Here is a 12332-nt window from a genome sequence, read left to right on the forward strand (position 1 = left end):
ATCCGAGCCGCGAAGGCGCGACGTTGGGTCGTTGCCACGATTCGACCCCAAGTTGTAAGATGACCGACCCGATCCTTGATAACCAGAACGTCCCCGCGAAGAGGGACGTCCCTGCCCGCGACTCCCGTCTGGACCGCGGCGATAATCATTTGTCATACTCAGCTACCGTCTTATTACTGGACAGCCGCAGCCGAGCTAGCGCCCGCGGCTGCATCCTGCGAAAAATCAAGTGTAACGCTCTCGCTGGGCTCCACCATGCCATAAGCGCCCGCAAGATCGCGAATGCGCGTATCGGCACCATAAACAGAGTGCATGACCTCAAGGTCAGAGCTCTCATCGGTCGCCTTCTCGAGCGTGTTGGTAAGCTCGGCGTTGCTGTTGAGCACCTGGGCCGTAACGCTTGCAAGCGCCACGCGGGCGACGCCAATCGTCATGAAGATAGCCGCAATGATGCAAAACGTTTTAAGAACGCTCATGAAAACCGGGCTTACCGCCTGGTTTGCCTGACGGCCCGCGCCCGTGTAGACATCAAAGCGCGGTGTGCGCTGCTCACGAGGAGCAGCGGGCGCCTGCGGTGCCTCGCGGTAGGCGGGCATGGCGTTCATATCATAGGCGAGTGCTGCGTTTGAGGTGTTGTAGCCCATGATATGCCGCCTCCCATCCCGAGTACGTTGGTAGTGTGTTTAAGCTTCGTTTATGGTGCGAGCGGGAGGTCCAATATCGCGCGCGTAACGCTACAAGCGCTCCGCCACGCGGATTTTGGCTGATCTCGCCCGAGGGTTGCGCGCAACCTCATCGGGTTGGGCAACCAAGGGTTTGCGGGTGATGACCTTGAGTATCGGCACGTTGCCGCACACGCACACCGGAATCTCCGGCGGACACGTGCACCCCTGGCTCATCTCCTTAAAGTGGTTCTTTACGATACGGTCCTCGAGCGAGTGATACGAGATGACGCAGATGCGTCCGCCCGGGTTGAGCCACCTGGTGGCGGCGTCAAGTCCTCTCTCGAGCACATCGAGTTCATGATTGACCTCGATGCGAATGGCCTGGAAACTTTTCTTGGCCGGGTGTCCGCCATGCCGACGAGCGGCAGCCGGAATGCCAGCCTTGATGATCTCGACAAACTGACCGGTGGTTTCAATCGGTTCGGACTCGCGTCGACGCACGATCTCGCGTGCGATCTGCGAGGCGAACTTCTCTTCGCCATAGACGCGTAGAATCCGGGCGAGGTCGTGTTCGTTATAGGTGTTGATGACCTCAGCTGCGTTTAGGGTGTTGTTACCCGGATCCATCCGCATGTCCAATGGGGCATCTTCGTTATACGAAAAGCCCCTGCCAGGGATATCGAGTTGCGGTGACGAAACGCCCAAGTCGAACAGGAAGCCATCGACCCCGGGCACCTCGGCCGAGCAAAGCAGCTCGTCCAAGTCGCCAAAGTTGCCCTTCAGCAGCTGATGCGGGACGCCGGGGACCTCGCGGTCCAGACGGGCACCAGCGGCCTCGAGGGCCATGTCGTCCTGATCGACGCCAAGCAAAAGACCCGTCTCCCCCACCTGCGCGGCCATCTTTACCGAATGACCGGCACCGCCAAGGGTGCAATCGCAGACGACAGATCCGCTCTTTAGCTGCAGCGACTCAAGCACTTCGCCGAGCATGACAGGTTCATGCCGATATTCTTGTGTCAAGATCCCACGCTCCATCCGTTACTCATGCCTTGCCCTTACGAGAAGAAGAGGTCCAGCAGAGCCTCATCGTCATCGTCCTCATCGGCCGTAGCACGGTCCCAAACCTCGAGGTGGTCGTAGTTGCCCACAACCGTGACCTCGCGGTCGAGGTTCGCCTGCTTGCGGAGAGACTCAGAAAGACCGATACGACCGGCGCTGTCCACATCCATCGAGGTGGTGCGCTTGTTGATCGCCCTCATGAGTTTCTGGTCGTTGATGTCACGCGGGTTAAAACCCTCGTGGCCCTCACGACCCGCGAAGAGTCCTTCGACCCACTTATCGAAGGCCTCGGCAGAGAACACGTACAGAGCATCGACATCCAGGGCTTTGAACACGCGAACATGCTCTCCAAGCTCCTCGCGAAGGGGTGCAGGCAGGGACAGACGACCTTTTGCATCGAGATTGCGCTCGTATGCACCCGTCATTCCCATGTGCGCCCTCCCCTCGGTTACTCAGATGGCACGTACGCGGGGAACCACCCCGCCTGTCGACGTCATTAATAATATGGGGAACTGCCCCATTTTTCAACATCTTTCCCCACACCTTCCCCCACAACACCCCACCACTCCACCCTCTATATGCTGTAAAACACCCTCGTTCATATGTTCGAAAACACAATATGTTGTGTTTACAGCAAAGCCGGGATGCCATCTGTAGCAGCCCGGCTTTCAACCTCAACCTTCAAGTTGACCTTGAGGCGAATTTTGTGTCCCTTTACGCGCCGTTCACATCGCCCCCCAAACTTCCCCACCAACGTCACGCGCGACCCACCGGCGCATCGGCGCAAGACAAAAGATGGGGCGGACCCCAGATTGCCGATACGCGCACAAAACCGCGTCACGACAACCTGGGGTCCGTCCCCCATTAGTTGTAAATATGCAGGTCAAAGAGTCGCTAGCGATGCGCCAACGGATGAGCCGCCAGGTAGACCTCGGTCAGCTGCGTACGGTCGACATGCGTGTAGACCTGTGTGGTCGAAATGTCGGCATGTCCCAAAATCTCCTGTAGCACGCGCAGGTCGGCACCGCCCGCAAGCATATGGGTCGCAAAGGAGTGACGCAAGGTATGAGGATGAAGCCCCACCAGTCCCACCTGACGCCCGTATCGCTCGCATATGACGTGAACACTCTGACGCGACAGGCGACCACCGTTCTTATTTAAAAAGACTGCCGGCGTCTTTGACCCGCGGGCATGAGCGGCCAGGCGCCGACGCCCATCAGCAATATATTGAGCCATAGCCCGTGCGGCACTTCCCACGAGTGGGGCAAGCCGCTCCTTCGAGCCCTTGCCGCGCACCAGCACAAAGCCGTCGTCAAAATGAACGTCGCCTACATCGAGCCCCACCAACTCGCTCACGCGCAGGCCACATCCATAGAGCACTTCCAAAATGGCATGGTCCCGCAAACCCATCTCCCCTTCCGGGAAATCTTGGTCGAGGAGCGCCGAGACATCCCCTACCGAGAGACACTCCGGAAGGCGCTCCGCCTTTTTGGGCAGGCGCAGTGCAGCCGTCGGGTTTTGGGCGACGATTCCATCGCGAACCAAAAAGGCATGCAAACCTTTCACGGCCGCAACTGCACGCTCCACCGAGGCATCGGAGTAGCCCCCGTCGCGCCGATCACCGACAAAACCCTCTATTATCTGACGGTTCACGCCTTCAAAGGACTCAACACCGGCCCGCTCCAGGTAGGAACAGTAAGTCGTCAAGTCACGACGATATGCCGCAATCGTATTGCGCGCCAAGCCTCGCTCGACCGCAAGGTAATCAAGATACTCCCCCGTCACCGTATCGAGCAACGAGGGAGTATCTTCGGTATGTCTTTCGTTCGCTGACACCCTTAGTCCGTCGCGAGGTTCATGGGCGTCACCTGCAGGCGATCGACACCCTCGTGCTGGCCAATCGAGGCGCGCACGAACTCGCGGAACAGAGGCTGCGGCTTGGTCGGACGGCTCTTAAACTCGGGGTGGGCCTGGGTGGCCACATACCACGGATGCACGTCACGCGGCAGCTCGACCATCTCGACCAGACGCTCGTCAGGCGAAAGACCCGAGATAACCAAACCCGCGTCCTCGAGCTGGTCGCGGAAGGCATTGTTGAACTCAAAGCGATGACGGTGGCGCTCATAGACAAGCTCCTCGCCATAGGCCTCGCGCGCAAGGGTATCGGCAGCGAGCTTGCACGGATAGGCGCCCAGGCGCATGGTGCCGCCCTTCTCGGTCACGTCCTCCTGCGAGCTCATCAGGTCAATTACGCTAAACGGACCGTCCGGATCGAACTCGGAGGAGCTAGCGCCGGCAAGGCCGACCACGTTGCGGGCAAACTCGCACACGGCGACCTGCATGCCCAGACAAATGCCCAGATACGGGATCTTATGCTCGCGAGCAAACTCGGCAGCAAGAATCTTGCCCTCCAGGGCACGCTTGCCAAAGCCGCCGGGCACCAAAATGCCCGATGCGTCGCCCAGCACCTCGGAGACGTTCTGCTCGTCGAGGCTCTCGCCGTCGACCAGCTGCACGTCCACATGACGATCATAGAAAACGCCTGCATGATGCAGGGCCTCGATGACCGACAGGTAGGCATCGGGGAGCTGGGTATACTTGCCCACAACGGCGATCTTGACCTTGTCGGCATGGTGGTTGGCATGATTCTGTTTGCGCAGGAACTCGTTCCACTCGCTCATGTCGCGCTCGCGCGGGTCCAAGCCCAGGCGCTCGCAAATGCGCAGGTCAAAGTCCTGCTCGGCGAGCAGCTGCGGCACGTCGTAAATACTCGCGCAATCTTCGTTGGTAAAGACGCAGTCGGTATCGACGTCGCAGAAGCTTGCAATCTTGCCACGGATGGCATCGTCGATATGGTGATCAGAACGCAGCACAATGATGTCGGGCTGAATGCCAAAGCTGCGAAGCTCCTTGACCGAATGCTGCGTGGGCTTGGTCTTGACCTCATGCGCGGCGGCGATATAGGGGACGAGCGACACGTGGATGTAGCAGACGTTCTCGGGACCGGCCTCTTTACGGTACTGGCGGATGGCCTCCACGAACGGCTGCGACTCGATATCGCCAATCGTGCCGCCCAGCTCGGTGATGACCACGTCGGAACCGGTCTGCTCCTCGATGCGGCGGAACTTATCCTTAATGGCGTTGGTGACGTGCGGAATCACCTGAACGGTGCCGCCTAAAAAGTCACCGCGACGCTCGCGGGCAATCAGGCTCTTGTAGATAGCGCCGGTCGTAAAGTTGGAATCACGGGTAAGATTCTCGTCAATAAAGCGCTCATAATGGCCCAGGTCCAGGTCGGACTCGTAGCCATCCTCGGTCACGAAGACCTCACCATGCTGAAACGGGCTCATGGTGCCGGGGTCGACGTTCAGATACGGGTCGGCCTTCTGCATCGTCACCTTGTAGCCGCGTGACTTGAGCAGACGGCCCAACGAGGCCGCGGTGATGCCCTTACCCAAGGACGAAACTACGCCGCCGGTTACAAACACATGCTTGGTCATATTGAATTACCTGCGCTTCCCGTAGAAGTTTTCCATTCACATCTTACGGGTCTTCATTGTAATACTCGAAAAGCAAGCCGCTCGCTATTTTTCACCCGCATGCCCGCATTTCTCCATCTCGAAACAAAACACCGCCCAAGTAGCTTTGGGCGGTGCAGGCTCGTCGAAACTGCCGTGTTGTTACCGATCGGCAGTCTCATCCTTCAACATATCTTGAACAAGCATGCCGGCACGAACACCCTTAAGGTACCACTCGCCTCGCCCGGTCAGGCATATGCCGTTTGCAAGCTGGCCGCCATCATCGTTATAACGAGAAACGACCTCGATAAGGCCATCAGAATCCAAACGGTCGATTGCAGCGCGGGCACGATACGGCGAAACCCCTACGCACTCGGAGAGTGTCTTGCGCGAGAAACCGTACGGCACACCGTTTCCCTTAGATTGCCGAGCAATCTCCATCAGCACCAGCACCTCGACACGCTTCATATCGTTGACACTCGCACGACCCTTGCCCGCCATGGCAGCCTCCTCAAACCGAGCACGAGCATCAAAAGCACCGCGCATGACCGGCGCATCCCTCGATGGCCGGCAACATCCATCATGGGTAGCCCCGCAAAAGATGTATCCACTGAGGTAATTGTATACCGCGCAAATCGCTTTTGGGCAGGTAAACGGCCTAAATTTCGGCAAATTAAGCCCTAAAACCCCCTAAGCGCCGCATCGGGTGCGCACTCCGATACGGCGTCTCATCTCAATCTTAGCGATGGAAGAAGCCGCGGCGCTCAAACTTGGGCTCACAGCACACGTTAATGCCCAGCTTGCGCAGCACCGTCTCGTCCGTAGGCGAGATAATCACGCTAAAGAAGGCGTCGCAGCCGCGCAGCTGCTCAAGACCCGAAAGAACACGAGTAGCCGTCTCGCTCGTGGCCGAGGTGATAGAGAGCGCCATGAGCGTCTCGTCGGTGTGGAGACGCGGGTTTTTGCTGCCAAGGAAATGCGTCTTGAGCTTGCTGATAGGCTCAATCGCCTCATCGCTGATGACCTCGAGCTCAAGATCGACGCCCGAAACATGCTTAAGCGCGTTCATGATGAGCGAGCTCGCGGCACCCAGACGCGTTGAGGTCTTTCCGGTCACTACCGAACCGTCCGGCATCACCATGGCACCCACGGGACCGCCCGTCAGTTGCTCCCTGGTGAGAGCAGCCGAGCGTGCCGGCGAATAGTTCTTGTCGATGCCGGCTTTTTTCATAATGAGTTTGAGACGGTCGACCTGCTCATCGCCCACGCCAGTACGGCGCACGCTTTCAACCGCGGCAAAATAGCGGCGCACGATCTCCATCTTGGAGGCATCTCGGCATGCATCGTCATCGGTAATGGCAAAACCGACCATATTGACGCCCATGTCCGTGGGGCTCTGATAGGGGCTCTCGCCCAAGATCTTTTCCATCAGGGCGCGAACAACCGGGAACGCCTCAACGTCTCGGTTGTAGTTGACCGTGGTCTTGTTATATGCCTCAAGGTGGAACGAGTCGATGATGTTGGCGTCATCGAGGTCTGCCGTGGCAGCCTCATAGGCAATGTTCACCGGATGCGTGAGGGGGAGATTCCAGACCGGGAAGGTCTCGAACTTGGCATAGCCGGCAGCGGTCCCATGCTTGTGCTCGTGATACAGCTGCGACAGGCAGGTGGCGAGCTTACCCGAGCCAGGGCCGGGCGCCGTCACGACAACGAGCGGACGCGTGGTCTCGACAAACTCGTTCTTGCCGTAGCCTTCATCAGAAACGATCAGGTCGACATCGTGCGGATAGCCCTCGATGGGATAGTGCAGCTTGGCGGGAATGCCGAGCGCGTTTAGACGATTGCGGAAGACGTCGGCAGCGGGCTGACCGGCATACTGCGTGATGACCACAGCGGCAACGGCAAATCCGTTCCCGCGGAACAGATCGACCAGACGCAGGACGTCCTCGTCATAGGTAATGCCCAAGTCGCCACGGGCCTTGTTCTTCTCGATATGGTTCGCATTGATTGCGATGATGACCTCGACGTCGTCGGCAATGCTCTTGAGCATGCGGAACTTGCTGTCCGGTTCAAAACCCGGCAGCACGCGGCTCGCATGATAGTCATCGAACAGCTTGCCGCCAAACTCCAAATACAGCTTGCCGCCAAACTGCGAGATGCGCTCCTTAATGTGAGCAGCCTGCAGCTCGATATACTTCGCGTTGTCGAAACCCTGGCGCATGTATGGCTCCCGTCCCGTTTCCATTTAATGTCCTAGGCGATTATAGCGGAGCAGACCCTCCCCCACCGACGAGGCCGGAGCAGCTAATTTGGGACGGGGCTTTTTTGACTACCCCCACATAAAGGGTAGTCAAAAAAGCCCCGTCCCAAATTAGCTGCCCAAACGCACTTCCCCTGCACCAACAATGGCAACATCGCAGGTTGAGCATAAGTCAGCGAGCGCCCCCTCCCGCGCACGGAACGGGAGGGGGCTAAAGGTAGGAGTCTACCGGTGGGTTGACCCCACCGGACAGACGATGACCAAGTGATCCTCTACAGGATCGTCAAGGTTTCCGTGGGGCACCCGTTGGGTACTTAGATCAACACGCAGGCGACGGTCAGGATGATGGCGCAGACGACGGAGAGAACGACGATGAGCTTAAGGGCAAACTTGAGCCAGGTCGTCCACTCGATCTTGGCCAGGGCGAGACCGCCCATGATGGCACCGGAGGTCGGGGTGAACAGGTTCACGACACCGATGGCGGCGGAGAAGATCATGACCATGACCTCGGGCGAGAAGCCGAGCTTAACAGCCAGCGGTCCCATGATGGGCATGGAGACGGTAGCCATACCAGAGGTCGACGGGATCAGGAAGGACAGGCCGAAGTAGACCAGGAAGCTCATGGGAGCGAAGATCACGCCGGACAGACCAGCCAGGGCACTGGCGGCAGCGTCGAGGACGTAGACGTCGAGACCGGTGTTGGCCATGAGGACGGAGATGCCACGGGCGAGGGCGATGACGAGAACAACGGACATCATGTCGGCGGCACCGGTGATGAAGGTGTTAACGATCTGCTTCTCGGACAGGCCACCGATGATACCGATCAGGATAGCCATGAGGAAGAACCAGGTGGAAGCCTCGTCGAAGTACCACTGGCCAATGGGCAGGCCGGTGATCAGGGCAGACCAGCCCTGGACGACGGTGTTACCGTCGGCATCGTAGACAGCGCCAGCGTCAAAGAAGTTGGCGACGCCCTCGTTGAGGTCGGCCAGCGGAATGAAGCCGACGATCATGACGACGAAGGTGAAGGCAAAGGCAATCAGAACGCCCTTCTGACGACCGGTGAGCTTGACCTCCTTGCTAACCTCGGAAGCAGCCTTGCCGTGAGCCTCTTCGGCATCCTTGAGCTCCTGCATCGACAGGATGGTGGAACCCTTGTCAGCCTTGACCTTCTTGGCATAGCCCATGACGAAGAAGATGGAAATGGCCGTGGTAACAATCCACAGGACGGCACCGAGGCCGATGATGATGGACTGGTTGACCTCAATGCCAACGCCGGTCAGAGCGTCGACGGCAGCGCCGACGGCGAACGGGTTAACCGTGGAGCCCAGGCAGCCGCAGCCAGCGCCGAGCAGGACGGTAGCGGCGCCGACCATGGGGTCGAAGCCGGCAGCCATCATGGTAGCGGCGAGCAGGGCGTAGAAGGGAACGGTCTCCTCGCACATACCATAGGTGGTACCACCGAGGGAGAAGATGAGCATAAGGACAGGAACGAGCATGATCTCGTTGCCCTTAAGCTTCTGCACCAGAACGGCGATGCCGTTGTCCAGAGCGCCAGTCTCGGTCATCATACCGAGGAAGCCGCCCAGGATCATAACGAAGAGGCAGACGGGCAGAGCGTCAGCGAAGCCCAGGATCGGGGCGGTGCAGAAATCGCTCAGACGGGCTGCAGTAACAGCGCCGCCGGACGTGCCGGAGACGATAACGGTAATCACTGCAACAATTGCCAGCAGAGCTAGAAGAATGGTGAACGATGAAGGCATACCGCGCTTTTTCTTAGCGGTCTCAGTCATAGTTCTCATCCCCCCTTCATAAATCATTTAACTTTCTCGCGCGAAGCGGATCTTCCGTGCCGTGCCCACCGCCCGACGCAAGATATTTACCAGACAAACCGCTCGGGGTGTGCAGCAATACACCCCGAGCGAAATGCTTAAAGGCTCTTACTTGAGCGTTGCGTACATGACAGCCTTGATGGTGTGCATGCGGTTCTCGGCCTCGTCGAAAACCTTGGAAGCGGGGCTCTCGAAGACCTCGTCGGTGACCTCCTGCTCGGTAATGCCAAACTGCTCGCACTTCTCGGCGCCAATCGTGGTGTTGGTGTCGTGGAAGCTGGGCAGGCAGTGCAGGAAGATGGCACCCGGGTTGGCCATAGCCATGACCTCGGAGGTGACACGATACGGGGTGAGCTGAGCGATGCGCTCGGCCCAGACCTCGTCAGGCTCGCCCATGGAGACCCACACGTCGGTGTAGATAACGTCGGCACCGGTGACGCCGTCCTTGACGTCGGTGGTCAGCTTGATGGTGCAGTCGTTAGCCTCGGCGATGGGCTTGCAGGCCTCGATGACGTCGTCAGCGGGCATGCACTCCTCGGGGCCACAGGCCACGAAATTCATGCCGAGCTTGGAGCAGACAACCATGAGGGAGCGAGCAACGTTGTTCTTGCAGTCGCCCATGAAGACGAGGGTCTTGCCCTTGATGTCGTAGTTGAAGTTCTCCTGGACGGTCAGGATGTCGGCGAGCATCTGGGTGGGATGCCACTCAGTGGTCAGGCCGTTCCACACGGGCACGCCGGACTTAGCGGCGAGCTCCTCGACGTCGTCCTGGGCAAAACCACGGAACTCGATGCCGTCATACATGCGGCCGAGAACGCGGGCGGTGTCCTCGATGGACTCCTTCTTGCCCATCTGCGACGAACCCGGATCGAGGTAGGTGACGCCCATGCCCAGATCCATGCCGCCGACCTCGAAGGCGCAGCGGGTGCGAGTGGAGGTCTTCTGGAAGAGCAGAACGATGTTCTTGCCCTCGAGATAGCGATGCGGAACGCCAGCGCGCTTCATGTCCTTGAAGTTCTTGGAGAGCTTGAGCAGGTACTCGATCTCCTCAGTGGTGAGGTCGAGGAGCTTGAGGAAGCTACGGCCGGAGAGGTTAACACCCATGGTTCGTTTCCTTTCGAAAAATGAATTACGCAAGTATTCGTGTTGCCCGTTTGACGGGCGAAACCGGTGCGGTTGTAGGGGGACCGCACCGGAAACGGAAAGACTTAGAGGTCCTCGCGCCAGAAGGGCATGCTCATGCAGCGCGGGCCGCCACGGCCGCGGGAGAGCTCGGCGGAGGGCACGACGAGAAGGTCCAGGCCCTCCTTGTACAGCACGTCGTTGGTGACGGTGTTGCGGGCGTAGACGCAGATCTTGCCGGGCTCGACGCACAGGGTGTTGGAGCCGTCGTTCCACTGCTCGCGGGAGGCCGCGATCGGGTCGCCGCCGCCGCAGGGGATCAGCTTGACCTGGTCGACGCCGGTGGCGTCCTCCAGGACGTGCTCGAGGGTGTCCTCGATCAGGCGGATGTTCACGTCGCCCGGGTTCTTGCCGGCGGTCAGCTCGTAGACGCGCAGGGTGCCCATGATGGCGGGGTGGATCGTGAACTTATCGACGTCGATCTGGGTGAAGACCGTGTCGAGGTGCATGAAGGCGCGCGAGACCGGGATGTCGAAGGCCAGGATGCGCTCGACCTTGGAGTCGGAGTTCCAGAAGATGTTCTGGGCCATGACGTCGATAGCGGCGGCCTGGGTGCGCTGGGAGATGCCGACGGCGAGGGTCTTCTCGTTGATGTTCAGCACGTCGCCGCCCTCGGTGTGGAACTGGCAGTCGCGGCGGAAGTACAGGGAGACATCCTTGTAGTCGGGGTGGTACTTGAAGACGTACTTGCCGTACAGGGTCTCGCGGTTGCGGGTGACCGAGTACATGCGGTTGAGGTTGACGCCCTCGCCGACGACCGCGAACGGGTCGCGGGTGAAGTAGAGGTTGGGCATCGGGTCGATGATCAGGTCGGACTCGGACTCGGAGTTGACCAGGGAGTCGAGGGTCGTGGAGGCCGTGAGGGGCATCTCGATCTCGGCCTTGGTCATGCCGGCCATGGTCTTCTTGACGAACTCGAGGTTGTCCTCGATGGAGTCCAGCTTCTCGCGGACGATCTGCGGCATGTGCTTCCCGCGGATGCCGGCCTCGGCGATGTACTGGTCGGTGAACTCGTCGCGGGCGCCGGGGACCTGGTCGAACACCTCGGCGACGAGGTTCTCGAGGTAGAGCACCTCGACGCCCTGGTCCCTCAGGATCTGGGCGAAGGTGTCGTGCTCCTGCTGCGCGACCTCCAGGAACGGGACGTCGTCGAACAGGAGCCGCTCGAGCTCGTCGGGCGGCAGGTTGAGGAGCTCGTCGCCGGGACGGTGCAGGCAGACCTTCCTGAGCTTGCCGATCTCGGAAGGCACGTGCAGACCTTTCGTCATGGCCTCCTACCTTTCTTTCGGGCCCTTGTCAGGGCCGATTCGTTAGCGCCCCTCCGTGTGAGGCGTTATTGCTGACGACATATTTATATCCAAAATCAACCCATACTTCCACCTTGCCCCCGAACGGTTTTTTATAGGGGGTGAACGGCATACACATATACTTCACGCATGGCACACTTCATCTTAATAAAGTGTATTTACGTGCTTAAACGCGTTTTCAATCCAAAAATCAAATGGAACTAAACTTTGTTAAACCACCCTCAGATTGCATATTTCGCGCAACGATATGAATAGAATTCGCAATTCTTGCTGCATCTCAACCATTTTAAGTTTTATTCAAAAAAAAGTTCTTCCTATTCATTTTTTGCAAACAGATTACCGTTTACCAGACGTTGAATACCGTTCACCGGAAGCTTAGTATAAGGCCCGTCGAATACCCGATCGATCTTGCGTCTCCATTTGTAACAACTTGACTTTTCCGGCGGCAAAGACAAACAGACCCGCCCCCAAAAGGGGCGGGTCTGCATTCGGTACACCTAGGGCCAAGT

Annotated in this window: 10 protein-coding genes; all 10 read right to left on the minus strand. The window is 58.8% G+C overall.

The annotated features are described in order from the left end of the window. Positions 1–173: 173 nt before the first annotated feature. Complete coding sequence (locus tag ACQQ92_RS03600; protein WP_427719178.1) at positions 174–644, minus strand: hypothetical protein; 471 nt, start codon at positions 642–644, stop codon at positions 174–176. A 90-nt stretch (positions 645–734) separates the two neighbouring features. Continuing rightward, a complete protein-coding gene (gene rsmH, locus ACQQ92_RS03605) occupies positions 735–1700 on the minus strand; it encodes a 16S rRNA (cytosine(1402)-N(4))-methyltransferase RsmH (RefSeq protein ID WP_154515233.1) in 966 nt (321 codons plus the stop codon). Between the two features lie 20 nt (positions 1701–1720). Then, positions 1721–2155: a division/cell wall cluster transcriptional repressor MraZ gene (locus tag ACQQ92_RS03610; RefSeq protein WP_035137949.1), complete on the minus strand. Its 435-nt coding sequence runs from the start codon at positions 2153–2155 to the stop codon at positions 1721–1723. 463 nt (positions 2156–2618) lie between these two features. Then, positions 2619–3560, minus strand: a complete 942-nt coding sequence (gene xerD, locus ACQQ92_RS03615) for a site-specific tyrosine recombinase XerD (RefSeq protein WP_427747788.1) — start codon at positions 3558–3560, stop codon at positions 2619–2621. A 2-nt stretch (positions 3561–3562) separates the two neighbouring features. Further along, a complete protein-coding gene (locus ACQQ92_RS03620) occupies positions 3563–5224 on the minus strand; it encodes a CTP synthase (RefSeq protein ID WP_154515231.1) in 1662 nt (553 codons plus the stop codon). Between the two features lie 180 nt (positions 5225–5404). Continuing rightward, on the minus strand, positions 5405–5788 hold the full coding sequence (locus ACQQ92_RS03625; RefSeq protein ID WP_154515229.1) for a hypothetical protein: 384 nt from the start codon (positions 5786–5788) through the stop codon (positions 5405–5407). 193 nt (positions 5789–5981) lie between these two features. Beyond that, complete coding sequence (locus ACQQ92_RS03630) at positions 5982–7463, minus strand: DUF1846 domain-containing protein (protein ID WP_154515227.1); 1482 nt, start codon at positions 7461–7463, stop codon at positions 5982–5984. A gap of 353 nt (positions 7464–7816) precedes the next feature. Beyond that, the gene (locus ACQQ92_RS03635) at positions 7817–9304 is read right to left on the minus strand and encodes a YfcC family protein (RefSeq protein ID WP_427795812.1); all 1488 of its coding nucleotides are present in this window, start codon (positions 9302–9304) and stop codon (positions 7817–7819) included. 138 nt (positions 9305–9442) lie between these two features. Then, positions 9443–10438 (minus strand): ornithine carbamoyltransferase, encoded by a 996-nt coding sequence (argF, locus tag ACQQ92_RS03640; protein WP_154515223.1) that lies wholly within the window; start codon positions 10436–10438, stop codon positions 9443–9445. A gap of 104 nt (positions 10439–10542) precedes the next feature. Further along, complete coding sequence (gene arcA / locus ACQQ92_RS03645; protein WP_427719164.1) at positions 10543–11784, minus strand: arginine deiminase; 1242 nt, start codon at positions 11782–11784, stop codon at positions 10543–10545. Positions 11785–12332: the final 548 nt, after the last annotated feature.

Origin of the sequence: Collinsella sp. SGI.241 (assembly GCF_050312955.1) — a bacterium.
Lineage (GTDB): Bacteria > Actinomycetota > Coriobacteriia > Coriobacteriales > Coriobacteriaceae > Collinsella.